The organism is Mesorhizobium sp. M1365, from assembly GCF_040317865.1.
Taxonomy (GTDB): Bacteria; Pseudomonadota; Alphaproteobacteria; order Rhizobiales; family Rhizobiaceae; genus Mesorhizobium.
In genome coordinates this window covers 156347-181183 of sequence record NZ_JAMYLG010000006.1, presented here as the reverse complement: position 1 = coordinate 181183, position 24837 = coordinate 156347, and the positions used below count along the sequence as shown (strand labels likewise).

The following is a 24837-nucleotide window of genomic DNA, read 5'->3' as shown; positions in this document are numbered from 1 at the left end:
CGACGTAAGATCAGCTTCTGGCCGGAATGGTGAGGCCCCTCTGCACCGCCGGTCGGGCGAGGCCACGCTCCAGCCATGCGCCCACGCTGGGGAAATCGTCGAAACCGACGAGTTCCCGCGCCTCGTAGAAGCCGATCAGATTGCGCACCCACCCAAGCATCGAAATATCGGCGATCGTGTAATCGTCGCCCATGATCCAGTTGCGGCCCTTGAGCCTCGTTTCGAGGACGCCGATCAGCCGTCGCGACTCGTCGCGATAACGTTCCAGCGGGCGCTTGTCGGCGATTTCGCGCCCAGCGAATTTGTGGAAGAATCCGACTTGGCCGAACATCGGCCCGATCGAAGCCATCTGGAAGAACACCCACTGGATCGTCTCATAACGCAGCGTCGCGTCTGCCGGGACCAGCTGGCCGGTCTTGTCGCTGAGGTAAAGCAGGATGGCACCGGATTCGAACAAGCCGATCGGCTTGCCGCCCGGGCCGTCCGGATCGATCATCGCCGGTATCTTGCCGTTCGGGTTCAAAGACAGGAATTCCGGGGTCCAGCTCTCGTTCTTGCCGATATCGACGGCATGCGGCTCGTAAGGCAGGCCAAGTTCCTCCAGCGCGATCGATATCTTCACCCCGTTCGGCGTCGGAAACGAATAAAGCTGGATGCGGTCGGGGTGGCTCGCCGGCCAGCGCCTGGCAATCGGAAACGCGGACAGATCGGTCATCGAAACTCCTGGTAGGGGACCGCGCCGAGCGGCACGGTCATGGCGGGTCGCAGAGAGTTAGGCGCGACGCCTGGCGCGATCAATATGCGCATGGAAAGTTTCGCCGGCCCCGGTGAAGGACCCGCAAGGGGTGCGGTCACACGGCCTTTACCGCCAGCACCGCATTGGTGCCGCCGAAGGCGAAGCTGTTGCTGATCGCGGTGCGCACAGTGCGTTCGCGCGCCACGTTCGGCGTGATGTCGAGATCGCAGTCGGCGTCGGCTTCCCGATAATTGGCGGTCGGCGGCACGATGCCTTCGCGGATCGCCATCACGCAGGCGATCATTTCCAGCGCGCCGGAGGCGCCGAGGCAGTGGGCGTGCATCGATTTGGTCGAGGACACCGAAAGCTTGTAGGCATGGCCGCCGAACACGCGTTTGATCGCCGCCGTCTCGATCTGATCGTTGGCCTTGGTGCCGGTGCCATGCGCGTTGAGATAGTCGACGTCCTCGGGATTGAGCCCGGCATCGACGAGGCAGAAGCGCATCGCCGCCTCAGGCCCTTCGATGGTTGGCGCGACGATATCGGAGGCGTCGGCGGAAAGGCCGACGCCGGCGATTTCGGCAAGGATGGCGGCGCCGCGCGCCATGGCATGCTCATATGTTTCCAGCACCACCATGCCGGCGCCTTCGCCGAGCACGAGCCCCTGGCGGTCGCCCGAAAACGGCCGGCAGGTGTCCGGCGACAGTACCCGCAGGGCCTCCCAGCCCTTGAGGATGCCCCAGACCAGCGGCGCATCGGTGCCGCCGGCGACCATGACGTCGGCCCGGCCGAGCCTGATCTGATCGACCGCCGAGGCAATGGCGTGGTTGGATGACGAGCAGGCAGAGGTGATGCCGAACACCGGCCCGCGCAGACCAAGATTCATGCTGACATGGCCGGCTGCAGCGCCCGGCATTACTTTCGGGACGGTGAAGATGCCGGCGCGGTTCTTGCCTTCGAGCAGGATGGCGCGATAGTTCTCTTCGATTGCCTCCCAGCCGCAGACGCCGACGCCGACGATGGTGCCCATCCGGTAGGTGTTGGCCGCGTGCGGGTTCAATCCCGCCTGCTGTGCCGCCTCCCGCGCGGCGATCGTCGCCAGAAGGCTGAAGCGGTCCATCGACACGACCTGCTTGCGGTCGATGCCGTGCTCGGGAAGCGCCTTGATTTCGCAGCCGACCTTGACCTTCAGATCATGCAGCAGCGGATTGTCGATCGCGCCGATTGCCGAACGGCCGGCGCGCATTTCATTCCAGATTGCCGGTGCGTTGGTGCCGAGCCCGCATAATCCGCCGATGCCCGTGATGACGACGCGCTTGTGCATTCAGTCAGGCTTTTTTCGCGATCAGCGCGCGAACCGCCTCGACCATGTCGCCGACATTCTTCAGATTGCTCCAGGCATCGACAGTGTTCATCTCGATTTCGATGCCGTACTCTTCCTCGAGATCGAAGATGATCTCCGTCAGTTCCAGCGAATGGATGCCAAGGGCGGTCAGTTCGGTACTGGTGGTGATTTCCTCGCCGCCCGGGTCGGCATGAGCCTTGATCTTGGCGATGATATCGTTTGCCAGCTGGTCAGCCATTCGGTTTCTTCCCCAACTCTGTCGTTTCCCGACGCCAACTGATCAGCGCCCCTTTTGTCCTCGATTACGTCGTCATCGTCGCCTTTTACCCCCGCCAGGCGCCGGTGACCGTACCAAGGTGGCTCCCTCTATAGAAACCGAAACGCTGTCAAGCAACAAGCTATATATCGACAAAGCCGCCGCAGTGCTTAACGTTGGCGTCGTGGATACGATCGCATATAGCTTGACTTCAGTGCCGGCGGCCCAGCGTGTTGCCGGCGTCGCGCGGCTTGGCTGCGACTGGAACGGGGGCCGCACGCGTCTTCGGCGTCTGTACCAGGACGGTTCGGCCAAGATCCGCATGCCGGCGGTCTCGGCCGATCCGCTCGAAGCCGTCCTGATCAACACCGCCGGTGGGCTGACCGGTGGCGACCGTCTCGCCTGGGAGGTCGATGTCGGTGCCGGCGCCTCCGCAACCATAACAACGCAGGCCTGCGAGAAAATCTATCGCGCCGCGTCCGACCGCGCCGAAGTGAGGGTGCAGCTGACTGTCGGGGAAGACGGCCACATTGCCTGGCTGCCACAGGAAACCATTGTCTTCGACCGCTCGGCCTTTGCCCGCAGCCTTGACGTGGAGCTTGCCAGCGGAGCCGAGGCGCTGATCCTGGAGGCTACCGTCTTCGGCCGCCTGGCCATGGGTGAACGGGCTTCGCAAGGCCATTTCCACGACCGCTGGCGCGTCCGCCAGGACGGGGCGCTGGTCCATGCAGAGGAGTTCCGCATCGGGCCGGACATTGCGGCCACCTTGAACCGTCCCGCAGCGGCCGGCAGTGCCGTCGCCGTGGCGACGCTGCTGATGGTGTCGCCACGGGCAGAGGCTTTGCTCGAGCCGACCCGGGGCATAGTCGGCGGCCAGGGCGGCGTCAGTTTCTGGAGCGTGCGGAAATCTGGCAAGCTTCTTGCGAGGCTGTTCGCTGAGGACGGCTACCGGCTCCGCAAGCGGCTGGTGCCGCTTGTCGAATTGCTCAACGGACGGGCGGGCCTGCCCAAATTATGGTCACTCTGATTTCGATTGTGCCACCGCAGGAAAAAGCATGAATCTGACGCCGAGGGAGAAAGACAAGCTGCTGATCGCCATGGCGGCGATCGTGGCCCGCAAGCGGCTCGAACGCGGCGTCAAGCTCAATCATCCGGAAGCGATCGCGCTGATCACCGATTTCGTCGTCGAGGGTGCCCGCGACGGCCGCGCGGTCGCCGAGCTGATGGAGGCCGGCGCCCATGTCGTCACCCGGGCCCAGGTGATGGAAGGCATTGCCGAAATGATCCACGATGTGCAGGTCGAGGCGACGTTTCCAGACGGCACCAAGCTGGTGACCGTGCACGAGCCGATCAGATAACACCGCCAAGGAGAGGAAATGCTTGAGCTGCGTCCCAACTGCGAGTGCTGCGACAAGGATCTGCCGCCCGACGCGACGGATGCGGTGATCTGCACCTTCGAATGCACCTTCTGCGCCGACTGCGCACAAAACGTGCTCGGCGGCGCCTGTCCGAATTGCGGCGGCAACTTCTCGGCCCGCCCGATCCGTCCGGCAGCGCTGCTGAAGAAATATCCGGCCTCCACCAAGCGCGTCCTCAAGGCAGAGGGCTGCGGTCCGGCCCGCAAGGCAGCGTGAGAGGGATGATGATCTCAAAGATGGAAGGCACGCCGATGATCCCCGCTACGATGAAACGCTCAACGCTGTCGGCGGTCCTGTTGCTGGCGGCAGCAATGCCAGCCTATGCCCATGTCGGCGTCGGCACGGTTTGGTCCTTCACCGCCGGCTTCTCCCACCCGCTCTCCGGCCTCGATCACATGACGGCGATGATTGCCGTCGGGCTATGGGCCGCGCTCAAGGGCGACAAAGCGATCTGGGCATGGCCGCTGGCCTTCGTAAGCGTCATGCTGGCCGGCGGCGTGCTTGGCATGCTGCATGTGCCGATGCCTTTCGTCGAGCCGGCGATACTGGCGTCCGTCGTGGCACTCGGGCTGCTGGTTGCGCTCGCCGTCGATCTTCCTGTCTCGGCCGGCGTCGCCGTCATCGGCCTGTTCGCGCTGTTCCACGGCTATGCCCATGGCACCGAGGTGCCTGAGAATGCCGGCGGACTCGGCTATATGGCGGGCTTTGCCGTTGCCACGGCACTGCTCCACGCCGTCGGCATCGCGGCCGGTCTCGGCCTCGGCTGGCGCTTCCGCGGGCTTGCCCGCGCCGCTGGCGCCGCTTGTGCCGCGATTGGCGCCGGCCTCGCTTTCGGCGTCGTGTGAGGCCGCGATGATCCCCGGCGAAATCATCACGGCAAGCGGCGAGATCGAACTGAACAAGGGTCTGGCGACGGTCACCTTGAAGGTAGCCAACAGCGGCGACCGGCCGATCCAGGTAGGCAGCCATTATCATTTCTTCGAGACCAATGAGGGACTGAGATTCGATCGCGACAAGGCCCGCGGCATGCGCCTCGACATCGCTGCCGGCACCGCCATGCGTTTCGAGCCCGGCCAAGAGCGCGACGTTACCCTGGTGCCGTTCGGCGGCAAGCGCGAGGTCTACGGATTTCAGCAGAAGATCATGGGCGCGCTGTGAGATCGAAGGCGTCGAGCAGTTTCGGCTCAGCCGGGCGGCTTGGCCGCCGCATAGATGACGACCTTTCCCGGATCGTCGAATTCCACCGCCAGAACGTCCTCGGTTTGCACTCGCCGCGAATCGATGGCGTTGAACAGCAATGCGTTCGCCTCGATCTCCTTGCGCAGCTCGGCGATGTCGTCCCGATGTTGCCTGACCTTGTTTTCGATCGCCGGCGGCGGGCCGCCTTCGGTGCGCGCGGCATCGGTAAGAAACACGATATCGACCTTGTCGAGCTTGGATGTCTTGCGCACGGCGGCGATGTTTTCACGCGTGCGGTCGATCGCCGAACTGACCTTGCCGGCTTCCGCATTTGTCTGGGTCTCTTCCTGGCCGACCTCCGAGCCGACGATCCGGTTGACGGTCTCGGCGCTGTCGAGGCTCTGCGCGTTCAGCGCGGCGTGCGGAATGCTGGCTGCCAGAAACGCGGTCGCGGCAATCCCATGCAGCCATCTGGTGTCGGAGAAGGTGGTGATCGCCATCGCTCGTTCTCAGGGTCCTTTTCGAGGCTCGTGTCAGGGCGACAGGACCGAAACGCAACGTCCCCCGTGAAGGTTCCCTTTGCGACGCGGCGGGCTGGCCGGGCGCCGGCCCGCCGCCTCGTCTCGTCAGCTCGCTTTCTTGGTGATCAGCGTCAGCGCGCCATTGGTGCTCATGCTGGCGGCGATCACCTGCGCCGAGGTGAGCCCCTTGGCTTCGAGCGCGGATTTGACCTGCGGTGTCGCGTCGATCGAGCCGCGCAGTTTCTGCAGGTCGGCATCGCTGCGCTTGGCGATGACCTCGTTGACCTTGGCTTGAGTGTCCGCGGGCAGATCCTTGATATCGACGACGTTGATCGCGTGGATGGTGGGCGCCTGCGGCTGCGCCCCGGGCGTGGCAGGAGCAGGCGCGGCCGGCGCCGGACTGGGCTGCTGCGCGGGCTGTTGCTGGGCGCTGGCGGCGGTTGCGAGCACCAGCGTGGCGGCGGCTGCCAGAAGGGTCGTTTTGCGCATGGATGTTCCTTTCCATCGATTGGCAAATTGTGGTTTTGGGGTGGCCCGGCCACCTCAAACGCTAAATGGGATCGGAAAGTGTCGCTCAGCGGGTCATTGCGTGACCATAGGATGGCGGCAATGTGGGGCCCGGCTTCGACAAGTGGTATTTTCGGGCTGTATTTCGGGAGCAATTGCTGATGGCTAAAATCACCCGCGCCGCCTATGCGCAGATGTACGGCCCGACCGTCGGCGACAAGATCCGGCTCGCCGACACCGAGCTGTTCATCGAGGTCGAAAGGGATCTCACTCTTTACGGCGAGGAGGTGAAGTTCGGCGGCGGCAAGGTCATCCGCGACGGCATGGGCCAGAGCCAGGTGTCGCGCGCGCAAGGCGCGGTCGACACCGTCATCACCAATGCGTTGGTCGTCGATGCCACCGCCGGTATCGTCAAGGCAGATATCGGCCTCAGGGACGGCCGTATCGCCGCGATCGGCAAGGCCGGCAATCCGGATACCCAAGGCGGCGTCACCATCATCATCGGTCCCGGCACCGAGATCATCGCCGGCGAGGGCAAGATCCTGACCGCCGGCGGCTTCGACGCGCATATCCACTTCATCTGCCCGCAGCAGATCGAGGAAGCGCTGATGTCGGGCATCACCACCATGCTCGGCGGCGGCACCGGCCCGGCGCACGGCACGCTGGCCACCACCTGCACGCCTGGGCCGTGGCATCTGGCGCGCATGATCCAGTCTTTCGACGCCTTCCCGATGAATATCGGCCTGTCGGGCAAGGGCAACGCGTCCCTGCCTGCCGCGCTCGAGGAGATGGTGCTCGCCGGCGCCTGCTCGCTGAAGTTGCACGAGGACTGGGGCACGACGCCGGCTGCAATCGACTGCTGCCTGTCGGTCGCCGACGATTACGACGTGCAGGTGATGATCCACACCGACACGCTGAACGAGTCCGGCTTCGTCGAAAACACGGTCGCGGCGATCAAGGGCCGCACCATCCATGCCTTCCACACCGAAGGCGCCGGCGGCGGCCACGCGCCTGATATCATCAAGGTCTGCGGCCTGCCTAACGTCATTCCGTCCTCGACCAACCCGACCCGCCCCTACACGATCAACACGCTGGCCGAACACCTCGACATGCTGATGGTCTGTCACCATCTGTCGCCGTCGATCCCCGAAGATATCGCCTTTGCCGAAAGCCGCATCCGCAAGGAAACCATCGCCGCCGAAGACATTCTGCACGACATCGGCGCCTTCTCGATCATCTCGTCGGACAGCCAGGCCATGGGCCGTGTCGGCGAAGTGGCGATCCGCTGCTGGCAGACCGCCGACAAGATGAAGCGCCAGCGCGGTTCATTGCCGCAGGAGACCGGCGACAACGACAATTTCCGCGTCCGCCGCTACATCGCCAAATACACCATCAATCCGGCCATCGCGCATGGCCTGTCGAGGGACATCGGCTCGGTGGCAGTGGGAAAACGCGCCGACCTCGTGCTGTGGAATCCGGCCTTTTTCGGCGTCAAGCCGGACATGGTGCTGATCGGCGGCATGATCGCCGCCGCCCCGATGGGCGATCCCAACGCCTCGATCCCGACGCCGCAGCCGATGCACTATCGGCCGATGTTCGGGGCCTACGGCAAGGCGATGACCAATTCGTCGGTGACGTTCGTCTCCAAGGCCGCGCTCGACACCGGCCTGCGCGACAGGCTCGGCATCGACAAGCAGATGGTCGCGGTCGAGAACACCCGCGGCGGCATCGGCAAGCATTCGATGGTGCTCAATGACGCCACGCCGCATGTCGAGGTCGACCCGGAAACCTATGAGGTCCGCGCCGACGGCGCACTCTTGACCTGCGAGCCAGCAACCGTGCTACCGATGGCGCAAAGGTACTTTTTGTTTTGAGGTGATGCGTGTTCTGGCGCACAAGCTCCCCGCTGGACGCCGACGACGAGGAGTGGCAGCTCGATTGCTGGGGTTGGCTGCTCAGGCATTTCGGCGGGGCAGCCGCGCTGCGCAAACGTTCGCTGATCTTGCCAACACGAGCATTTTTCACCCCCTCTGAAGAACAGGGGCACGCCGCTGCATCGCACTATTTCGGGCAGGTGGCGGCATATTTTGGCATCGATGCGGCCCGCTTCAATCTCGTGCCACAGGAAGATTCAATCGACCCGGTTTTGGGACCGCTTCAGGTCCTTCAGGACGCGCCGCGGGAGCCTGCCGGGACCTTCTCCGTGTCCCGGGGCGGTGCCATGACAATCACCTACAATCCGGCGATCGTTCCCAAGCCCATGAAGCTCATTGCGACGTTCGCGCATGAGATTTGTCATCCATTGCTGTTCTCGGTGCCTGAAGAACCGCCGGGCGGCACCGAGATGGAGGAGTTCGCAACCGATCTCGCGGTCACCTTCTTCGGCTTTGGTATCTTCAATTCCAACACTGCGGCGAGTTTCACTCAGTACCGCGACACCGCCACCGGCACGCAAGGCTGGTCCTTCGAGCGACAAGGCTATCTGTCGCCAGCGGAACGCGCCTTTGCGCTGGCGCTGTTCATCCAGGCGCGCGGTCAGGGAATACAGGACGCGCGCGAGTATCTGGATTCCGGGCCGTTGGCCTATTTTCGCAAGGCAACGAAGTATCTGGCGCAGACGCCATCCATTTCATCCGATCTGCTTGCGGCGCACCAATAGCCAAGGTCTCAACGGACTCAAGATTCGAACGGCAGGTCAGCGCAGCAGAAACCGGTTTTCACTTTTCAGATCACAATCTAGAACGCCAAATGTAGAACATGCCGCGCCAGGCCTATGGACCAGCAACTCCCCTACGCCCACGACATTTTCCCGCATATCCGCATCGTCCTGGGCATGGTGATCGGCCTTGGCGTCACACGGCTGCTGTCGGGGCTCGCCCGCATCGTCCAGCATCCCGGCCAATACCGGCTCTATCCCGTGCACCTCGCCTGGGTTGCGTCGGTGCTTTTAATGCTGGTGCATTTCTGGTGGTGGGAGTTCGGCCTGTTCCAGATCGAGAATTGGACTTTCGGCAAATACCTGTTCATCATCTTCTACGCCGTCACGCTGTTCCTGCTCTGCGCGCTGCTGTTTCCGGATTCGATGCTGGACTACACCAGCTATGAGGATTTCTTTTATTCGCGCCGGGCCTGGTTCTTCGGCCTGCTGGCGGCGACCTATCTGCTCGACGTGATCGATACGCTGCTGAAAGGGCCGGAGCATTTCGCCCATTTTGGCGTCGAATATCTGATCCGCACGCCGGTTTTCGTCGCGCTTTGCGTCATTGCGATCCTGCTGCGCGACCGCCGCTTTCACATCGCCTTTGTCGCCGGCGCGCTCGTCTATCAGATATCGTTCATCCTGCGGCTCTTCGACACGATCGTCTGAGCCCCATTGGGGCGGCGGACGCGATAGGCTAGGCTTTTTGGGAGAGGCAGTTTTTACATGAAGCTCGATATTCGCACCGACTTCACCAAATTCCCGCGCGCCGTCTCCGTCCTGGCCGCAGGCGAAGCCGGAACCACCACGCCATACGACAGTGCGGTGCTTGCCCATGACGAGCGGCATCTGCGCCGTCGCGCCATCGAAACGGTGCGTAACGACAAGGTGCTGGTCGACCTGCCCGAACCGGTGACCTTGAACCATGGTGACCGGCTGGTGCTGGAGGATGGCCGCCACATCGAGATCATCGCGGCCGAGGAGCCGCTGTACGATCTCCGTGCCGGCGGCCCTGTCCATCTGGCCGAACTTGCCTGGCATATCGGCAACCGTCATCTCGCGGCAAGCATCGAGGCTGACCGAATCCTCATCCTGCGCGACCATGTCATCAAGGCGATGCTGGAAGGGCTGGGCGCCACGGTGAGCGACGTCTCCGAGCCATTCAAGCCGGTGCGCGGCGCTTATTCCGGCCATGGCCATTCTCACGCCGAGGCGCATGCGCACAGCCATGCCGAAGCGCATTCCCATACCCATACCGAATCGCATTCCCACAGCCATTCGCACGACCATGACCATGACTGACCAGCCTTCCAACGTTGCCCAGCCTTCCAATATTGCTTTGTTGCGGCTGATGGCGTGGCTGTCGCCTTCCTTCCCGGTCGGCGGCTTTTCCTACAGCCATGGTCTCGAGCAAGCCGTGCATGCCGGGCTGGTTGCCGACAGCAAAGAGCTCGCCGCGTGGCTGGAAACGCTGGTCGAGATGGGTTCGGGCTGGAATGATGCGGTGCTGTTTGCCGAAAGCTGGCGCAGGGCGCGCGAAACCGGCGATCTCGATGAAATCGTCGCCCTTGCCGAAGCTCTGGCAGGCTCGCGCGAGCGCCATGCCGAGACCATGCTGCAGGGCGCTGCTTTCCTGAAGGCGGCCTTCGCCTGGCCGTGCCAGGTGCTGGATCGCCTGCCGGCCGAATGTGCCTATTGCGTTGCCGTCGGCGCCGTTGCCGGCGGTCACGGCATTGCGCTGCGGGACGCCCTGGCGGCCTTTCTGCAGGCCTTCTTCTCCAATCTCGTCCAGGCTGCGATCCGGCTTGGCATCGTTGGCCAGAGTGCCGCGATGACGCTACTGGCCGCCTTCGAACCGCTTGCCCTGGCCACGGCCGACCGCGCTGCCGGCTCGACCCTCGATGATCTCGGCGGGTGCGCTTTCATCTCCGACGTCACGGCGATGAAGCACGAGGCCCAGTATTCGCGGCTGTTCCGCTCATGATCATTCTCGCTTTCGCCCTCTCGCTCGTCCTGCTGTTGATCACAGCACTGCATGTTTATTGGGGCATTGGCGGCATCTGGCCGGGCAGGGACGCTGCCTCCTGCGCCCGCGCGGTGGGCGGCTTCCGTGGCGTCGACGAGATGCCGGCGCCCTTCGCCAGCTTCGCCGTCGCCGCATGCCTGGGCCTGGCGACGCTGTGGCCGATGGCGCTCGAAGGCGTGTTTGCCACGCCCTTTCCCAAGGCCGGGCTCGCCGCCACAGCGCTGCTCATCGCACTGGTCTTCCTGGCGCGCGGCATTGCCGGCTTCACGCCTTGGTGGCGCCGGCTGACGCCCGAGCAGCCTTTCGTGCGGCTCGATCTGCGTTATTATTCGCCGCTGTGCCTGCTGATCGGGCTTGGCTTTGCCATTCTTGCCCTCACGGAGTTCCCCGCATGATATCACCCAACGGTCCTCTTCGCGTCGGCATCGGCGGTCCGGTCGGCTCGGGCAAGACGACGCTCACCGAAAAGCTTTGCAAGGCGCTGCGTGACGAGTTCTCGATCGCCGTCGTCACCAACGACATCTACACCAAGGAAGACGCCATGATGCTGGCCCGGCTGCAGGCGCTCCCTGAGGATCGCATCATCGGCGTCGAGACCGGCGGCTGCCCGCACACCGCCATTCGCGAGGACGCCTCGATCAATCTGCAGGCGATCGCCGAGATGACCAAAAAATTCCCGGATCTCGATGTCGTCTTCATCGAATCGGGCGGCGACAACCTCGCCGCCACTTTCTCGCCGGACCTTGCCGACCTGACGCTCTATGTCATCTCGGTTTGCCAAGGCGAGGAGATTCCGCGCAAGGGCGGACCGGCGATCACCCGGTCCGATTTCCTGGTCATCAACAAGAGCGACCTTGCGCCCTATGTGAACGTCAATCTCGACATCATGGAACGCGACGCTGCCCGCATGCGCGGCAAACGGCCGTTCGGCTTCACCGACCTGTCGCGCGGCAAGGGGCTTCAGGAGGTGATAGATTTCATCGTCGAGCATGGCGGGCTGAGAGCTGGCACTGCCACCAGCACGGCGGCATAGCAATCGCGTTCGCCTGCACCAAACGAAACCGGTTGCGCGCGTTCCAGTCGCGCGGCATCCTCGCCTCTTCACGGAGGTTACGATGAGCATCGCCCGCCTGCAGAAGGAAGTGCTGACCAACCTGCCGTTCTATGAGGAGCGCGTCGATCTCGCTTGCGCCTTCCGCTGGACGGCGCGGCTCAACATGCACGAGGCGGTGGCCAATCATTTTTCGCTGGCGGTCAACGACGATGGCTCGCAATTCCTGATGAACCCCAACCAGGTGCATTTCTCGCGCATCAAGGCGAGCGATCTGCTTTTGATCGACGCCAATGATCCCGACACGCTTATCGGCCCGAATGCGCCCGACCCGACGGCGTGGGGCCTGCATGGTGCCATCCATCGCAACGTGCGTCATGCGCGCTGCGTCATGCATGTCCACTCGATCCACGCCACCGTGCTTGCCTCGCTCGCCGACTCGACGCTGCCGCCGGTCGACCAGAACTCGGCGATCTTCTTCAACCGCCATGTCGTCGACGCTCATTATGGCGGGCTGGCCTTCGAGGAAGAGGGCGAGCGCTGCTCCCAGTTGCTTGTCGACCCGAAGGTCAAGGTGATGGTGATGGGCAACCATGGCGTGCTGGTCATCGGCGACAGCGTCGCCGACACCTTCAACCGCATGTTCTATTTCGAGCGCGCCGCCGAAACCTATATCAAGGCGCTGTGGACAGGTCGGCCGCTGCGGGTACTGTCGGATGAGATCGCGGAGAAAGCGGCAAGGGAACAGGAAGACTATCCCGGCCAGGCCGAGCGCCACCTTTCCGAACTGAAGGCGATCCTCGACGAGCAGGAGCCTGCCTACCGGAGTTGAGGGCGGTCCCGCCGGGCTGGCTTAAAGCCCGAGTTCGGCCCGCAATTCAGCGGCGCTGTTGATGACAATCGCCCCCGGCGGCCCCTCCATGGGCACCTCTGGCCAGAAGATCGTCTTCATCCCAGCTGCCAGCCCCGCCGTGGCGCCGGTCACGCTGTCGTCGACCGCCACGGCCTCGGCGGGATCGACGTCGGCCAACCAGGCGGCGCGCAGGAAAGGTTCGGCATGCGGCTTGCCTTCACGCACGTCGTTGCGGCTGACCGTCTTCATGCCGGGATAGAAAAGGCCTACGGCGCGCAGATTGGCATCGACGATCAGTCTGTCCGAGTTGGACACCACCGCTTGCGGCACGCCAAGCGCGCGCAGCTCATTGAAAATCTCGATCGCGCCGGTGCGTGGCGTCAGCGTTTCGGCCATCGGCAGATAGTGATCGTATTTGCGCACGATCCAGTCGTCGAAAGGCAGGTCGAGGCCGAACTCGTCGCGCAGCATTTCGTAGACCGGCCATGCGGCGATGCCGAGCACGCGCTCATGCAGGTCGGCCGGCGGCGCGATGCCGACGCTGTGCAGCGCCGCAATCAGCGCCGCCTCGTGCAGCGGCTCGCTGTCGACCAGCGTGCCGTCCATATCCCAGAAAACCGCTTTCGGCGTCATGCAAGGCTCCATTCTCAAAAAATTCCTTAAAGCGTTTAGCGCGCGAGATAAACCGCCGCGTCCCCGCTAATGCATGTCGCGCAAAGTGTGCAGCGGTTTTGCGATGACGACATGCATAAAAAGCAACCTAAAACGTGTCGCATGAGGCCGATCGAACGCAACGCGCTTTAGAACCGGGATTGGTGCAACCTCGACAGCCTTGCTGTTGCAACGAGACTGGGTCGACTTGTCACTTCGCTCCAAACACCAAGTTTCATCACTAAGCAATTGCTCTTACAATAGGCAATTGCGCGCAAGTTCATTCCCTGCGAAACTACTGCGCTCCGCCTCTTATGCTCGGCGGGGTTGGGAGGCAGGAACTTGAATTCGCGGCAGGACAGCGGCGGCAACAGGCTGGACGACGCGGCGCGTGCCGGCTGGCTCTATTATGTCGCAGGCAACACCCAGGACCAGATCGCCGCCACGCTTGGCATCTCGCGGCAGACGGCGCAGCGCCTGGTGTCGCTCGCAGTCTCCGAAGGGCTGATCAAGGTGCGCGTCGACCATCCGATCGCCAATTGCCTCGACCTTGCGGCACGGCTGAAATCGCGCTTTGCGCTCGATCTGGTCGAGGTGGTGCCGAGCGACCCTTCTTCTTCCTCCACCGTCATCGGCGTCGCCGAGGCGGCGGCGGCCGAGATCGAACGGCGGCTGCGGTCGCCGGTGCCGATCGTCATGGCGATCGGCACTGGCCGCACGCTGAAGGCCGCGATCGAGCAACTGCCGCCGATGGAATGCCCGCAGCACAAGGTGGTATCGCTGACCGGCAACATCTCGCCGGACGGCTCGGCGGCCTTTTACAACGTCATCTTCACCATGGCTGACAGGGTCAAGGCGCGTTCGTTTCCGATGCCTTTGCCGGTCATCGCTTCCTCGCCCGAGGAGCGCGAGATGCTGCTCAGCCAGCCGATGATCCAGCCGACGCTGGCGCTTGCGGCCGAGGCCGACGTCACCTTTGTCGGCATCGGCGATCTCGGCCCGAAGGCGCCGCTTTACGAGGACGGCTTCATTTCGGAGGGTGAATTAAAGGCGCTGCAGAAGGCCGGCGGCGTCGCCGAGATCGTCGGCTGGGTATTCGATCGTGACGGCCGCATGATCGAGGGCATCACCAATGATCGGGTGTCGTCGGCACCGCTGCCGTCGCGCGAAAAGTCGCTGGTGATCGCGCTTGCCATGGGCGACCGCAAGCTGCCGGGCATCTTCGCCGCCGTCAACCGGCGGCTGGTCAATGGCCTCATCACCGATGAGCGGACCGCCGCCGCCTTGCTGGCGGGCGCATGATCTCCGAGCCGCTGGCGGTCGGAAACGATCATGGGAAATCGAAACGCCCCTGAAGCCCCGATAAAACGAGCGGCACTACTGGTGCCGGCCGCAAGGATCGTTGCCGTCGAGAAAGCCCATGTCGCGCTGCAGATGCGGCGGCAGCTCCCGGACGTCGAGATAGGCCCGTTTCCGCGCCGCGTGCCTTGCCAATCCCCGCGCCAACTGTGAAAACCAGCCATGGGCTGGAGCAAGAAGCAGCTTTTCCTGTATTGTGGTCATGATCGTCAGCCTTCGCTATCTCTAGGCGTAATTGATCTTCAATACGGAATATCGGTAGGACCGGCCGGTGCCGCCAATCAAACGTCGATCACTGCCCATAAGGAGGGCTTATGCCGGAGCTCAATTCACGACAGCTGGTTTCGCAGCTTCCTCCGCTTCAGGCGATCCGGGTGTTCGAGGCGGTGGCGCGGCATCTCTCGTTCACCAAGGCCGCCCAGGAGCTTGGCATGACGCAGGCGGCGGCAAGCTATCAGATCAAGCTTCTGGAGGAGCGCATCGGCGCGCCCCTATTCTTGCGCCAGCCAAAACAGATCGTGCTGACCGAACCCGGCCAGCGCCTGGCGCCCGCGGTCAGCGAGGCGTTCGCGCTGTTGAGCGGCGCCTATGCCGCCGCGCGCACCGGCGCCGACGGCTTGCTTTGCGTTTCGACGCTGCTGACATTTGCCTCCAACTGGCTGGCGCAGCATCTCGGTTCATTCCAGGTCGCGCATCCGTCGCTGGCGGTGCGCGTCGATACTTCGAACAGGGTTGTCGACTTTGCCAGAGAGGATATCGACATCGCCATCCGCTCCGGCGGCGGCAATTGGCCGGGCGTCGAGACCCATATGCTTTTCAGGGCCGATTTCACGCCGGTCCTTAGTCCAAAGCTCGCGGCAAGCATCGGCGGCGTCAAGGAGCCGGCCGACCTGCTGCGGCTGCCGATCCTCGACCCGGGTGACATCTGGTGGCGGGACTGGTTTGCCGCCGCCGGCCTGCCGGTCGAGGAACTGGCTAAGCGTCCCGGCACCAGCATGGGCGCGCAGGCCTACGAGGCCAATGCCGCGATTGCCGGCCACGGCGTGGCGATCGTTACCAAGGCGCTGTTCAAGACCGAACTTGCCGACGGCCGCCTGATCCAGCCCTTTGATCTGGTCGGTGACGACGGCCACGCCTATTGGCTGGTCTATCCGACGGCACGTCGCAACGTGCCGAAGATCCGCGCCTTCCGCGATTGGATCCTGAGCGAGATCGCTTGCCAGTAGGCTGAACCCCAGCAAGCCCGATAGCAAGCGCCGGGCCCAATCAGCCCGGCCGAATCCTTCGTCAGACATGCCGCAAACGTCCCAGGCTTGCCGCTGCACGAGACCCCGGCGTGCTGCGCTGCAGCAACGAATCTGTCTTGACATAATTCATCGCAAGTGAGTAATTGCTCACAGCCAAGGCAAATGCTCATCTTGGTTTATGGGAGGAATTTTGATGAAACTTCGCACGTTCACCCTAGGCCTGTTCTCGGCCAGCGCCCTCGCTTTCGCCGCGCATGCCGAATCCATCACCATCGCCACGGTCAACAATGGCGATATGGTCCGCATGCAGAAGCTGACCGACGACTTCACTGCCAAAAATCCCGACATTCAGCTGCAGTGGGTTACGCTCGAAGAAAACGTTCTGCGCGAGCGCGTCACCACCGACATCGCCACCAAGGGTGGCCAGTACGACGTGATGACCATCGGCACCTATGAAGTGCCGATCTGGGCCAAGCAGAACTGGCTCTTGCCGCTCGACAAGCTCGGCGACGATTACGACGTCAAGGACATCATCCCGGCCATAGCCGGCGGCCTGTCGGTCGACGGCAAGCTCTACGCAGCCCCGTTCTACGGCGAAAGCTCCTTCGTCATGTACCGCAAGGACCTGATGGACAAGGCCGGGCTCAAGATGCCCGATGCACCGACCTGGGACTTCATCAAGCAGGCCGCCGACAAGATGACCGACCGCGCCAACGGCGTGAACGGCGTCTGCCTGCGCGGCAAGGCCGGCTGGGGCGAGAACATGGCCTTCCTGACCGCCATGTCGAACTCATTCGGCGCGCGCTGGTTCGACGAGAACTGGAAGCCGCAATTCGACCAGCCCGAATGGAAGAACACGCTGCAGTTCTATGTCGACCTGATGAAGGCCGACGGCCCCGAGGGCGCGTCGTCCAACGGCTTCAACGAAAACCTTGCGTTGTTCCAGCAGGGCAAATGCGGCATGTGGATCGACGCTACCGTCGCTGCCTCCTTCGTTTCCGACCCGAAGAACTCCACCGTCGCCGACAAGGTCGGCTATGCGCTGGCGCCGGACAATGGCCTCGGCAAGCGCGGCAATTGGCTGTGGGCATGGTCGCTAGCCATCCCCGCCGGCACGCAGAAGGCCGACGCCGCTCAAAAGTTCGTATCCTGGGCAACCAGCAAGCACTATGCCGAGCTCGTCGCCTCGAAGGAAGGCTGGGCCAACGTTCCGCCGGGAACGCGCTCGTCGCTCTATGCCAATCCCGAATACCAGAAGGCAGCACCTTTCGCCAAGATGACGCTGGACTCGATCAACTCCGCCGATCCGACGCACCCGACCGTCAAGCCGGTGCCTTATGTCGGCGTCCAGTTCGTCGCCATTCCTGAGTTCCAGGGTCTCGGCACCACCGTCGGCCAGCTCTTCTCGGCGGCACTTGCCGGCCAGTCGAGCGTCGACGATGCCTTGAAGCAGGCGCAGGACGCCGCCACCGCGACGATGACCGAAGGCGGTTACATCAAGTAAGCTCCTCCCGGTGCCGGTTGCCAATGGCGACCGGCAACGGCCGCCCGAATCCCAGTTCGGGCGGCCAGCTTTCACACCGCTGAAAAACTTGGCCGACCTCGAAGGGTGACCGTCATGGCTACTCAGCAGACCCGTTCGCTTGCCCGTTTCATGATGGCGCCATCCGTGGTGCTGCTGCTGGTCTGGATGATTGTGCCGCTGGCATTCACGCTGTGGTTTTCCTTCCAGCAATACAACCCGCTCAATCCGATGCGCGACCGCTTCGTCGGGTTTTCGAACTACGCGCTGTTCTATTCCAACCCGGCATTCCTGCAGTCGATCCTCAACACGCTCACCATCGTCGTCAGCGTGCTTTTGATCACGGTGATTGGCGGTATTCTGCTCGCCCTTCTGCTCGATCAGCCGATGTGGGGACAGGGCATCGTCCGCATCCTTGTCATCTCGCCGTTCTTCGTCATGCCACCGGTGGCAGCACTGGTCTGGAAGAACATGATCATGCATCCGCAGTACGGGGTTTTCGCCGATATTGCGCGCTTCTTCGGCGGGCAGCCGATCGATTGGTTCGGGCAGCACCCGCTCCTGGCGATCATCATCATCGTTGCCTGGCAATGGCTGCCGTTTGCTACGCTGATCCTGTTGACCGCGCTTCAGTCGCTCGACGTCGAGCAGAAGGAAGCCGCCGAAATGGACGGCGCCGGCTTCATCAGCCGCTTCATCTATTTGACGCTGCCTCACATGTCGCGCGCCATAACCGTCGTCATCCTGATCCAGACGATCTTCCTGCTGTCGGTCTATGCCGAGATCCTCGTCACCACCAACGGCGGCCCGGGTTACGCCTCCACCAACCTGCCCTTCCTCGTCTATCAGAAGGCATTGCTGGAGTTCAAAATCGGCCAGGCGTCCGCCGGCGGTATCATTGCCGTCATTCTCGCCAACATCGTTGCCTTCTTCGCCATGCGCGCTGTCGGCAAGAACCTGGATAAATAAGGGAGGATAAGATGGCACGTGCAGTCACCACCCAGCACAAGACGATTGCTACCGCGGCCGCCTGGATCGTCGCGCTGCTGATCTTCTTCCCGATCCTCTATACGATCATCACCTCGTTCAAGTCGGAGCAGGAGGCTATCCAGGGCTTCAACCTGTTCCCGTCGGGAACCACGGAGAGCTATTCCGAGGTCCAGGCGCAGAACGGCTATTTCAAATTCTTCCTGAACTCGGTGTTCCTGTCGGTCGGCTCGACCATCCTGGCTCTGCTCGTCGCCATACCGGCGGCATGGTCGATGGCGTTTTCGCCGGGCAAACGCACCAAGGACATCCTGATGTGGATGCTTTCCACCAAGATGATGCCGGCCGTCGCCGTGCTGTTTCCAATCTATCTGATCTTCCGCGATACCGGTCTGCTCGACAGCCGCATCGGCCTGATGGTCATGCTGATGCTGATCAACCTGCCGATCGTGGTCTGGATGCTTTACACCTATTTTCGCGAGATCCCGGGGGAGATCCTGGAAGCGGCGCGCATGGACGGCGCATCGCTCTGGAACGAGATCATCTACGTGCTGACGCCGATGGCGGTCCCCGGCATCGCCTCGACCATGCTGCTCAACATCATTCTCGCCTGGAACGAGGCGTTCTGGACGATCCGGCTGACCACCACCGAGGCCGCGCCGCTCACCGCTTTCATCAGCTCCTTCTCCAGCCCGCAGGGGCTGTTCTGGGCCAAGCTTTCGGCCGCCTCGACGCTGGCGATCGCGCCGATCCTGATCATGGGCTGGTTCAGCCAGAAGCAGCTGGTCCGAGGCCTGACATTCGGTGCGGTAAAGTAGCGGGCATCGCCTGACGCAAAACGAAAAGATAGCCCTTCGGGGGAGGAAACCATGGGAAACATCACGCTCAAGAACGTCTCCAAATCCTTCGGGGCGACGTCCATCATCCCCGGCCTCGATCTGGTCATCGAGGACGGAGAGTTCGTCGTCTTCGTCGGCCCGTCGGGCTGCGGCAAATCCACCCTGTTGCGTCTGATCGCCGGTCTCGAGGATACCAGCGGCGGCACCATCATCATCGATGGTCGCGACGTCACCGGCGAGGCGCCGGCCAAGCGCAAGCTGGCTATGGTGTTCCAGTCCTATGCGCTCTACCCGCACATGACGGTGGCCAAGAACATCGCCTTCCCGCTGAAGATGGCGGGCGAGGACCAGGCGACCATCGACAAGAAGGTGAAGGACGCCGCGCGGATCCTGAACCTCACCAACTACCTCGACCGCCGCCCCGGCCAGCTCTCCGGCGGCCAGCGGCAGCGCGTCGCCATCGGCCGCGCCATCGTGCGCCAGCCGTCGGCCTTCCTGTTCGACGAGCCTTTGTCCAATCTCGACGCGGCGCTGCGCGGCACCATGCGGCTGGAGATCAGCGAGCTGCATCACCAGCTCAAGACAACCATGGTCTACGTCACCCACGACCAGATCGAGGCGATGACCATGGCCGACAAGATCGTCGTGCTCAATGCCGGCAATATCGAGCAGGTCGGCTCGCCGATGGAGCTCTATAAGACGCCGAAGAACCTGTTCGTCGCCGGGTTCATAGGTTCGCCGAAGATGAACCTGATCGAAGGCGCGCCGGCCGCCAAATATGGCGCCAAGACAGTCGGCATCCGCCCGGAGCATATGAACATTTCGAAGACGTCAGGCGACTGGAAGGCGACGGTCGGGGTTGCCGAGCATCTCGGCTCCGACACGTTTTTGCACGTCCAGGCGGATGGTGTCGGGCAGCTGACGGTGCGTGCCGACGGCGAGTTGGCCGCCCATCACGGCGACACAATCTACCTGACGCCGGAAAAGGCCAAGCTGCATCGTTTCGGCGCCGACGGGAAGGCGATGCTGCAATGAGGCTCCGGGGTAAATCGGCGCTGATTACCGGATCGGCGCGTGGCATCGGCAGGGCGTTTGCCGAAGCCTACATGCGCGAAGGGGCGACGGTCGCGATTGGCGACATCAATCTCGAAGCCGCCGAGAAGACGGCTTCGGAAATCGGCCGCAATGCCTACGCGGTAAAGCTCGACGTCACCGATCTCGCGTCTATCGATGAGGCCGTCAAGGCGGTCGAAGCCAGGGCCGGCGGCCTCGATATCTTGATCAACAACGCTGCTTTGTTCGACTTGGCGCCGATCGTCGAGATCACCAAGACAAGCTACGACAAATTGTTTTCGGTCAACGTCGCCGGCACGCTGTTTACGTTGCAGGCCGCCGCCCGTTCGATGATTGCCCGCGGCAAGGGCGGCAAGATCATCAATATGGCAAGCCAGGCCGGGCGCCGCGGCGAGGCGGTGGTTGCCGTCTACTGCGCCACCAAGGCCGCGGTCATCTCGCTCACCCAGTCGGCAGGGCTCGACCTGATCAAACACCGCATCAATGTCAACGCGATAGCACCGGGCGTCGTCGACGGCGAGCATTGGGACCATGTCGATGCCTTGTTCGCCAAGTTCGAGAACCGGCCGAGAGGCGAGAAGAAGAGGCTGGTCGGCGAAGCCGTGCCTTATGGCCGCATGGGCACGGCGCAAGACCTCACCGGCATGGCGGTGTTCCTGGCCAGCGATGAGGCCGAGTACATCGTCGCCCAGACCTATAATGTCGATGGCGGCCAGTGGATGAGTTGAGGGGGCGAAGGCGCTCTTCCCCCCGTCTCCTCCGCGGGGGGAAGAGCCGTCCCGCTAAAGGGTAAAAGCAGATGACCGTGAAACTCTCTTCTTCCATCCTCGCCAAGCTGCCGCCCAAGGTCGCCGGCCCGAAATATGATCGCGCCGCGCTCAAGGCCGGCATCGTGCATTTCGGCGTCGGCAATTTCCATCGCTCGCACCAGGCCGTCTATCTCGACGACCTGTTCAATTCGGGTGTCGGCCACGACTGGGCCATTGTTGGCGCCGGCGTCTTCGAGGGCGAGAACGTCGGCCGCGGCAAGTTGCAGGAGCAGGACTGGCTGACCACCGTGGTCGAGCAGGACAGCGGCCATATGAGCGCGCGCGTCACCGGCGTCATGGTCGACTTCCTGGTGCCGGGCGATGCGGCCGCAATCGTCGAGCGCCTTGCCGATCCGGCGACCAAGATCGTCTCCCTGACCATTACCGAGGGCGGCTATTTCATCGATCCGGCATCCGGCGTCTTCAATCCGACACATCCCGACATCGTTGCCGACGCTGAGCCGGGGGCGACGCCGAAGACCGTCTTCGGCCTCGTCCTCGCCGGGCTGCTGCGCCGCCGCGCCGACGGTATCGTGCCCTTCACAATTATGTCCTGCGACAACATCCCCCATAACGGCCACGTCACCTCAGATGGCGTCATCGGCCTTGCGCGGCTGATCGACGAAGGTTTGGCAAACTGGGTGAGCGAGAACGTTGCGTTTCCCAATGGCATGGTCGACCGCATCACGCCGGCCACCACCGACCGCGAGCGCGGCATTCTCTCCAGTGAGTTCGGCCTCGACGACAATTGGCCGGTGTTTTGCGAACCGTTCAAGCAATGGGTGCTGGAGGACCGTTTCACCGACGGCCGCCCGCCGCTGGAAAAGGTCGGCGTGCAGTTCGTCAGCGACGTCGCGCCCTATGAGCTGATGAAGATCCGCATCCTCAATGGCGGCCATGCGACCATCGCCTATCCGGCCGGGCTGATGGACATCCATTTCGTCCATGAGGCGATGCAGGAGCCGCTGGTACGCGGCTTCCTCGACAAGCTCGAGCATGACGAAATCATCCCGACCGTGCCGCCGGTTCCGGACACCGACCTCGAAGATTACTACCAGCTCATCGAGCACCGCTTCTCCAATCCGAAGATCGGCGACACTATACGCCGGCTTTGCCTCGACGGCTCCAACCGCCAGCCGAAATTCATCATCCCGACCATCACCGACCGGCTGAAGGCTGGCAAAAGTGTCACCGGCCTTGCGCTGGAATCAGCGCTCTGGTGTCGCTACTGCTTCGGCACGACGGATTCCGGTGCCGTCACCGAGCCCAACGACCCGAACTGGGGCCGGTTGCAGGCGACGGCCAAGGCGGCCAGGGACATGCCTGCCGCCTGGCTTGCCATGGAGGACATCTATGGCGATGTCGGCCGCTCGCCGCCGTTCGCTGAAGCCTTCGGCCAAGCGCTGAGACTGCTGTGGGCGGACGGCGCGCGCGCGACACTGACGCGCTATCTCGCCGGCGACCTCTGAAGCCGATCCAGCGCGATGACGCCTGAACTGGTCATTTTCGACTGTGACGGCGTGCTGGTGGACAGTGAGATGCTGTCCGTCTCGGCATTGCTGGAGATGATCGCGCTTGCCGGTGGCAACGTCAGCGAGGACATTGCCTACGAGCACTTCCTCGGCAAGAGCATGAAGAGCGTCCGCGAAATCCTCGCAAGCGACTTCGGGCTCGATCTCACCGAGCAGCATCTGACCGAGATGCGCTCCGAACTGATGCGCAGATTCCGCGAGGAGCTGAAACCGATGCCAGGTATCGCACAGGTCCTGCCGAGGCTCGGCGTACCGTGCTGCGTCGCCTCCTCCGGCACCCTGGAACGCATCCGCTATGCGCTCGACGTCACCGGGTTGCTTGGGCTGCTGGAGCCGCATTTGTTCAGCGCCGCCATGGTGGCGCGGGGCAAACCGGCGCCCGATCTCTTTCTCCATGCAGCAGATAAAATGAGAGCGGCCCCGCGAAACTGCCTCGTCGTCGAGGACAGCCCGGCCGGCATCGAAGCGGCGCGGGCGGCCGGCATGCGCGTCCTTGCCTTCACCGGCGGCTCGCACACCGGCAACCCGGCATTGAAAGCGCGGCTTGCGTCGAGTGAGCCGGACTTTATATTCGCTGACATGCTGCAATTGCCCGATCTGATTGCAGGCCTGGGAGCGAGAGCAAGAACACCTTGACCAACAGTTTCGTTTGCGCGGTCGATGTCGGCACCGGAAGCGCTCGTGCCGGCATTCTCGACACCGGTGGCGCCTTGCTCGGCCGCGCCGAGCACCCGATCGCCATGCAACAGCCGAAGGCCGATCATGCCGAGCACGATTCGCAGGATATATGGTCGGCGGTGTGCATGGCCGTCCGCGCTGCCCGCGAAAAGGCGGGCGTGCGGGCCGAGGATATCGTCGGCATCTCCTTTGATGCCACCTGCTCGCTGGTGGTGCGAGACCGGCATGGCGGCCAGCTCAGCGTGTCCGTCACTGGTGAAAGGCGCTGGGACACCATTGTCTGGCTCGACCATCGCGCAATTGCCGAGGCCGACGAATGCACTGAAAGCGGCCACGCTGTGCTCGACTATATCGGCGGCGTCATGTCGCCGGAAATGGAGACGCCGAAGCTGATGTGGCTGAAGCGCAACCTGCCCGGAACATGGAACGAAGCCGGCTATCTATTCGACCTCACCGACTTCCTCACCTGGAAGGCAAGCGGCTCGCTCTCCCGTTCACAATGCACGCTGACCGCCAAATGGACCTATCTAGCCCATGAAGCGACCGGCTGGCGGCGCGACTTCTTCGAAGCCGTCGGGCTCGGCGATATCTTTGAGCACGGCAACCTGCCGGAAAAGGCAAGCCCGGTCGGTGCCGATATCGGCCCGCTCGGCGCGCAAGCCGCGACGGAGCTTGGCCTCACCGAAAAATGCCGGGTCGGCGCCGGCGTCATCGATGCCTATGCCGGCGCGCTTGGCGTGCTCGGCGGTTTCGCCGGTGACGCAACGAACATCGGTCGCCATCTGGCCCTGATTGCCGGTACGTCGAGCTGCGTCATGGCGATGTCGACCGATCCGCAGCCTTTCGCCGGTGTCTGGGGCCCATATTATGGCGCAGCCCTTCCCGGCCTGTGGCTGTCGGAAGGTGGCCAGTCGGCCACCGGCGCGCTGCTCGACCACATCATCCGCTGGCATGGCGCCGGCGGCGAGCCGGATGCCGCCATGCATGCCAGGATTGCCCACCGCGTCGCCGAGCTGCGCGCCGTCGAGGGCGACAACCTCGCCGCAAGGCTGCACGTACTGCCCGATTTTCACGGCAACCGCTCGCCGCTCGCCGACCCGCATGCCGTCGGCGTCATCAGCGGGCTGACGCTGGATGCCTCCTTCGACAGTCTGTGCAAGCTCTACTGGCGCACCGCCGTCAGCGTCGCGCTTGGCGTCCGTCATGTGCTGGAAGCGCTGAACGAGAACGGCTATCTGATCGACACGCTGCACGTCACCGGCGGCCACACCAAGAACCCGCTGTTGATGGAGCTCTATGCCGATGCCACCGGCTGCACGGTGGTCGAGCCGCTGGCGGACGAGGCGGTGCTGCTCGGCACCGGCATGATTGCCGCCACCGCGGCCAGGCTTTTTCCCGATTTGAACGCTGCCTGCGTCGCCATGCAACAGGGCGGCAGGACGCGAGAGCCCAATCCGGCTGCCGCCGGCCGGTTCGATCGCGACTACCGCGTGTTTCTCGAAATGCACAGGCAAAGGCAGGCGCTGGACGCGATCCGATAAATCGGATC

30 protein-coding genes are annotated in these 24837 nt (G+C 63.3%); 23 read left to right on the top strand and 7 right to left on the bottom strand.

Annotated elements, in window-relative coordinates; translation table 11 throughout:
* Positions 1-10: 10 nt before the first annotated feature.
* From NKH04_RS10275 to NKH04_RS10265, 3 genes are all read right to left on the bottom strand, one after another.
* Positions 11-715: a glutathione S-transferase family protein gene (locus NKH04_RS10275; RefSeq protein WP_352615099.1), complete on the bottom strand. Its 705-nt coding sequence runs from the start codon at positions 713-715 to the stop codon at positions 11-13.
* A gap of 136 nt (positions 716-851) precedes the next feature.
* On the bottom strand, positions 852-2060 hold the full coding sequence (locus NKH04_RS10270; protein ID WP_352682345.1) for a beta-ketoacyl-[acyl-carrier-protein] synthase family protein: 1209 nt from the start codon (positions 2058-2060) through the stop codon (positions 852-854).
* Positions 2061-2064: 4 nt separating this feature from the next.
* Positions 2065-2319 carry an acyl carrier protein gene (locus tag NKH04_RS10265; RefSeq protein ID WP_353044305.1) on the bottom strand — a complete coding sequence of 85 codons (255 nt, stop codon included), beginning with the start codon at positions 2317-2319 and terminating at the stop codon, positions 2065-2067.
* Positions 2320-2521: 202 nt separating this feature from the next.
* Here NKH04_RS10265 and NKH04_RS10260 point away from each other — a divergent pair, with 202 nt between their 5' ends.
* The 5 genes from NKH04_RS10260 to NKH04_RS10240 are packed head-to-tail and all read left to right on the top strand — an operon-like array spanning position 2522 to position 4913.
* Positions 2522-3364, top strand: coding sequence for an urease accessory protein UreD (locus tag NKH04_RS10260; RefSeq protein WP_353044304.1), 843 nt, complete (start codon positions 2522-2524; stop codon positions 3362-3364).
* 28 nt (positions 3365-3392) lie between these two features.
* A complete protein-coding gene (locus NKH04_RS10255) occupies positions 3393-3695 on the top strand; it encodes an urease subunit gamma (protein ID WP_023677011.1) in 303 nt (100 codons plus the stop codon).
* A gap of 18 nt (positions 3696-3713) precedes the next feature.
* The gene (locus NKH04_RS10250) at positions 3714-3971 is read left to right on the top strand and encodes a DUF1272 domain-containing protein (RefSeq protein ID WP_352492190.1); all 258 of its coding nucleotides are present in this window, start codon (positions 3714-3716) and stop codon (positions 3969-3971) included.
* A gap of 35 nt (positions 3972-4006) precedes the next feature.
* Positions 4007-4600 (top strand): HupE/UreJ family protein, encoded by a 594-nt coding sequence (locus tag NKH04_RS10245; protein WP_352615150.1) that lies wholly within the window; start codon positions 4007-4009, stop codon positions 4598-4600.
* 7 nt (positions 4601-4607) lie between these two features.
* On the top strand, positions 4608-4913 hold the full coding sequence (locus NKH04_RS10240) for an urease subunit beta (protein WP_023677008.1): 306 nt from the start codon (positions 4608-4610) through the stop codon (positions 4911-4913).
* 26 nt (positions 4914-4939) lie between these two features.
* Here the strand turns inward: NKH04_RS10240 and NKH04_RS10235 are convergent, their stop codons facing one another.
* On the bottom strand, positions 4940-5434 hold the full coding sequence (locus NKH04_RS10235; protein WP_023677007.1) for a hypothetical protein: 495 nt from the start codon (positions 5432-5434) through the stop codon (positions 4940-4942).
* A gap of 126 nt (positions 5435-5560) precedes the next feature.
* Positions 5561-5944, bottom strand: a complete 384-nt coding sequence (locus NKH04_RS10230) for a hypothetical protein (RefSeq protein WP_352709122.1) — start codon at positions 5942-5944, stop codon at positions 5561-5563.
* A gap of 179 nt (positions 5945-6123) precedes the next feature.
* Here NKH04_RS10230 and ureC point away from each other — a divergent pair, with 179 nt between their 5' ends.
* The 8 genes from ureC (at position 6124) to NKH04_RS10190 (ending at position 12569) form a co-directional block, all read left to right on the top strand.
* Entirely contained in the window at positions 6124-7836 is a 1713-nt protein-coding gene (gene ureC, locus NKH04_RS10225; RefSeq protein WP_502903569.1) for an urease subunit alpha, read from the top strand.
* An 8-nt stretch (positions 7837-7844) separates the two neighbouring features.
* Positions 7845-8621 carry a hypothetical protein gene (locus tag NKH04_RS10220; RefSeq protein ID WP_352539911.1) on the top strand — a complete coding sequence of 259 codons (777 nt, stop codon included), beginning with the start codon at positions 7845-7847 and terminating at the stop codon, positions 8619-8621.
* Positions 8622-8735: 114 nt separating this feature from the next.
* Positions 8736-9329 (top strand): hypothetical protein, encoded by a 594-nt coding sequence (locus NKH04_RS10215; protein WP_352474742.1) that lies wholly within the window; start codon positions 8736-8738, stop codon positions 9327-9329.
* Between the two features lie 57 nt (positions 9330-9386).
* Positions 9387-9962, top strand: a complete 576-nt coding sequence (locus NKH04_RS10210; protein ID WP_352709119.1) for an urease accessory protein UreE — start codon at positions 9387-9389, stop codon at positions 9960-9962.
* A complete protein-coding gene (locus NKH04_RS10205) occupies positions 9949-10644 on the top strand; it encodes an urease accessory protein UreF (RefSeq protein WP_352709118.1) in 696 nt (231 codons plus the stop codon). Before NKH04_RS10210 ends, NKH04_RS10205 begins: the two co-directional genes overlap by 14 nt.
* Complete coding sequence (locus NKH04_RS10200) at positions 10641-11081, top strand: DUF3995 domain-containing protein (RefSeq protein ID WP_353044303.1); 441 nt, start codon at positions 10641-10643, stop codon at positions 11079-11081. The genes NKH04_RS10205 and NKH04_RS10200 overlap by 4 nt, the downstream gene beginning before the upstream one ends.
* On the top strand, positions 11078-11719 hold the full coding sequence (gene ureG, locus NKH04_RS10195) for an urease accessory protein UreG (RefSeq protein ID WP_352709115.1): 642 nt from the start codon (positions 11078-11080) through the stop codon (positions 11717-11719). The genes NKH04_RS10200 and ureG overlap by 4 nt, the downstream gene beginning before the upstream one ends.
* Before the next feature lie 82 nt (positions 11720-11801).
* The gene (locus NKH04_RS10190; protein ID WP_352615085.1) at positions 11802-12569 is read left to right on the top strand and encodes a class II aldolase and adducin N-terminal domain-containing protein; all 768 of its coding nucleotides are present in this window, start codon (positions 11802-11804) and stop codon (positions 12567-12569) included.
* Between the two features lie 21 nt (positions 12570-12590).
* On the opposite strand, the gene NKH04_RS10185 is transcribed toward NKH04_RS10190, so the two are convergent.
* Positions 12591-13223: an HAD family hydrolase gene (locus NKH04_RS10185; protein WP_352615083.1), complete on the bottom strand. Its 633-nt coding sequence runs from the start codon at positions 13221-13223 to the stop codon at positions 12591-12593.
* Between the two features lie 360 nt (positions 13224-13583).
* Here NKH04_RS10185 and NKH04_RS10180 point away from each other — a divergent pair, with 360 nt between their 5' ends.
* Entirely contained in the window at positions 13584-14543 is a 960-nt protein-coding gene (locus NKH04_RS10180; protein WP_023676997.1) for a sugar-binding transcriptional regulator, read from the top strand.
* 75 nt (positions 14544-14618) lie between these two features.
* Here NKH04_RS10180 and NKH04_RS10175 read toward each other — a convergent pair whose 3' ends face one another.
* Positions 14619-14804 (bottom strand): hypothetical protein, encoded by a 186-nt coding sequence (locus NKH04_RS10175; protein WP_023676996.1) that lies wholly within the window; start codon positions 14802-14804, stop codon positions 14619-14621.
* Positions 14805-14914: 110 nt separating this feature from the next.
* On the opposite strand from NKH04_RS10175, the gene gcvA reads away from it, so the two are divergent.
* The 9 genes from gcvA to NKH04_RS10130 all read left to right on the top strand — a co-directional run bounded on the left by gcvA (position 14915) and on the right by NKH04_RS10130 (position 24829).
* Entirely contained in the window at positions 14915-15826 is a 912-nt protein-coding gene (gcvA, locus tag NKH04_RS10170) for a transcriptional regulator GcvA (protein ID WP_352578172.1), read from the top strand.
* 214 nt (positions 15827-16040) lie between these two features.
* Positions 16041-17351 carry an ABC transporter substrate-binding protein gene (locus NKH04_RS10165; RefSeq protein WP_352449478.1) on the top strand — a complete coding sequence of 437 codons (1311 nt, stop codon included), beginning with the start codon at positions 16041-16043 and terminating at the stop codon, positions 17349-17351.
* A gap of 114 nt (positions 17352-17465) precedes the next feature.
* Positions 17466-18338 carry a carbohydrate ABC transporter permease gene (locus NKH04_RS10160; protein ID WP_353044302.1) on the top strand — a complete coding sequence of 291 codons (873 nt, stop codon included), beginning with the start codon at positions 17466-17468 and terminating at the stop codon, positions 18336-18338.
* A gap of 11 nt (positions 18339-18349) precedes the next feature.
* A complete protein-coding gene (locus NKH04_RS10155) occupies positions 18350-19174 on the top strand; it encodes a carbohydrate ABC transporter permease (protein ID WP_023676992.1) in 825 nt (274 codons plus the stop codon).
* A gap of 51 nt (positions 19175-19225) precedes the next feature.
* Entirely contained in the window at positions 19226-20230 is a 1005-nt protein-coding gene (locus tag NKH04_RS10150; protein WP_023676991.1) for an ABC transporter ATP-binding protein, read from the top strand.
* Positions 20227-20997 (top strand): L-iditol 2-dehydrogenase, encoded by a 771-nt coding sequence (locus NKH04_RS10145; RefSeq protein ID WP_352449477.1) that lies wholly within the window; start codon positions 20227-20229, stop codon positions 20995-20997. The genes NKH04_RS10150 and NKH04_RS10145 overlap by 4 nt, the downstream gene beginning before the upstream one ends.
* 71 nt (positions 20998-21068) lie before the next feature.
* Positions 21069-22547, top strand: coding sequence for a mannitol dehydrogenase family protein (locus NKH04_RS10140; protein ID WP_353044301.1), 1479 nt, complete (start codon positions 21069-21071; stop codon positions 22545-22547).
* A 15-nt stretch (positions 22548-22562) separates the two neighbouring features.
* Entirely contained in the window at positions 22563-23246 is a 684-nt protein-coding gene (locus tag NKH04_RS10135) for an HAD family hydrolase (RefSeq protein WP_352449475.1), read from the top strand.
* Positions 23243-24829: an FGGY-family carbohydrate kinase gene (locus NKH04_RS10130; protein ID WP_352970226.1), complete on the top strand. Its 1587-nt coding sequence runs from the start codon at positions 23243-23245 to the stop codon at positions 24827-24829. The genes NKH04_RS10135 and NKH04_RS10130 overlap by 4 nt, the downstream gene beginning before the upstream one ends.
* The last annotated feature ends 8 nt before the right edge of the window (positions 24830-24837 follow it).

What these genes read in the sequence shown, in the direction of transcription:
- NKH04_RS10275 (WP_352615099.1), bottom strand. Translation starts at nt 715, where the DNA reads ATGACCGATCTGTCCGCGTTTCCGATTGCCAGGCGCTGGCCGGCGAGC.
- NKH04_RS10270 (WP_352682345.1), bottom strand. Translation starts at nt 2,060, where the DNA reads ATGCACAAGCGCGTCGTCATCACGGGCATCGGCGGATTATGCGGGCTC.
- NKH04_RS10265 (WP_353044305.1), bottom strand. Translation starts at nt 2,319, where the DNA reads ATGGCTGACCAGCTGGCAAACGATATCATCGCCAAGATCAAGGCTCAT.
- NKH04_RS10255 (WP_023677011.1), top strand. Translation starts at nt 3,393, where the DNA reads ATGAATCTGACGCCGAGGGAGAAAGACAAGCTGCTGATCGCCATGGCG.
- NKH04_RS10250 (WP_352492190.1), top strand. Translation starts at nt 3,714, where the DNA reads ATGCTTGAGCTGCGTCCCAACTGCGAGTGCTGCGACAAGGATCTGCCG.
- NKH04_RS10245 (WP_352615150.1), top strand. Translation starts at nt 4,007, where the DNA reads ATGATCCCCGCTACGATGAAACGCTCAACGCTGTCGGCGGTCCTGTTG.
- NKH04_RS10240 (WP_023677008.1), top strand. Translation starts at nt 4,608, where the DNA reads ATGATCCCCGGCGAAATCATCACGGCAAGCGGCGAGATCGAACTGAAC.
- NKH04_RS10235 (WP_023677007.1), bottom strand. Translation starts at nt 5,434, where the DNA reads ATGGCGATCACCACCTTCTCCGACACCAGATGGCTGCATGGGATTGCC.
- NKH04_RS10230 (WP_352709122.1), bottom strand. Translation starts at nt 5,944, where the DNA reads ATGCGCAAAACGACCCTTCTGGCAGCCGCCGCCACGCTGGTGCTCGCA.
- ureC (WP_502903569.1), top strand. Translation starts at nt 6,124, where the DNA reads ATGGCTAAAATCACCCGCGCCGCCTATGCGCAGATGTACGGCCCGACC.
- NKH04_RS10215 (WP_352474742.1), top strand. Translation starts at nt 8,736, where the DNA reads ATGGACCAGCAACTCCCCTACGCCCACGACATTTTCCCGCATATCCGC.
- NKH04_RS10210 (WP_352709119.1), top strand. Translation starts at nt 9,387, where the DNA reads ATGAAGCTCGATATTCGCACCGACTTCACCAAATTCCCGCGCGCCGTC.
- NKH04_RS10205 (WP_352709118.1), top strand. Translation starts at nt 9,949, where the DNA reads ATGACCATGACTGACCAGCCTTCCAACGTTGCCCAGCCTTCCAATATT.
- NKH04_RS10200 (WP_353044303.1), top strand. Translation starts at nt 10,641, where the DNA reads ATGATCATTCTCGCTTTCGCCCTCTCGCTCGTCCTGCTGTTGATCACA.
- ureG (WP_352709115.1), top strand. Translation starts at nt 11,078, where the DNA reads ATGATATCACCCAACGGTCCTCTTCGCGTCGGCATCGGCGGTCCGGTC.
- NKH04_RS10190 (WP_352615085.1), top strand. Translation starts at nt 11,802, where the DNA reads ATGAGCATCGCCCGCCTGCAGAAGGAAGTGCTGACCAACCTGCCGTTC.
- NKH04_RS10185 (WP_352615083.1), bottom strand. Translation starts at nt 13,223, where the DNA reads ATGACGCCGAAAGCGGTTTTCTGGGATATGGACGGCACGCTGGTCGAC.
- NKH04_RS10175 (WP_023676996.1), bottom strand. Translation starts at nt 14,804, where the DNA reads ATGACCACAATACAGGAAAAGCTGCTTCTTGCTCCAGCCCATGGCTGG.
- gcvA (WP_352578172.1), top strand. Translation starts at nt 14,915, where the DNA reads ATGCCGGAGCTCAATTCACGACAGCTGGTTTCGCAGCTTCCTCCGCTT.
- NKH04_RS10165 (WP_352449478.1), top strand. Translation starts at nt 16,041, where the DNA reads ATGAAACTTCGCACGTTCACCCTAGGCCTGTTCTCGGCCAGCGCCCTC.
- NKH04_RS10160 (WP_353044302.1), top strand. Translation starts at nt 17,466, where the DNA reads ATGGCTACTCAGCAGACCCGTTCGCTTGCCCGTTTCATGATGGCGCCA.
- NKH04_RS10155 (WP_023676992.1), top strand. Translation starts at nt 18,350, where the DNA reads ATGGCACGTGCAGTCACCACCCAGCACAAGACGATTGCTACCGCGGCC.
- NKH04_RS10150 (WP_023676991.1), top strand. Translation starts at nt 19,226, where the DNA reads ATGGGAAACATCACGCTCAAGAACGTCTCCAAATCCTTCGGGGCGACG.
- NKH04_RS10145 (WP_352449477.1), top strand. Translation starts at nt 20,227, where the DNA reads ATGAGGCTCCGGGGTAAATCGGCGCTGATTACCGGATCGGCGCGTGGC.
- NKH04_RS10140 (WP_353044301.1), top strand. Translation starts at nt 21,069, where the DNA reads ATGACCGTGAAACTCTCTTCTTCCATCCTCGCCAAGCTGCCGCCCAAG.
- NKH04_RS10135 (WP_352449475.1), top strand. Translation starts at nt 22,563, where the DNA reads ATGACGCCTGAACTGGTCATTTTCGACTGTGACGGCGTGCTGGTGGAC.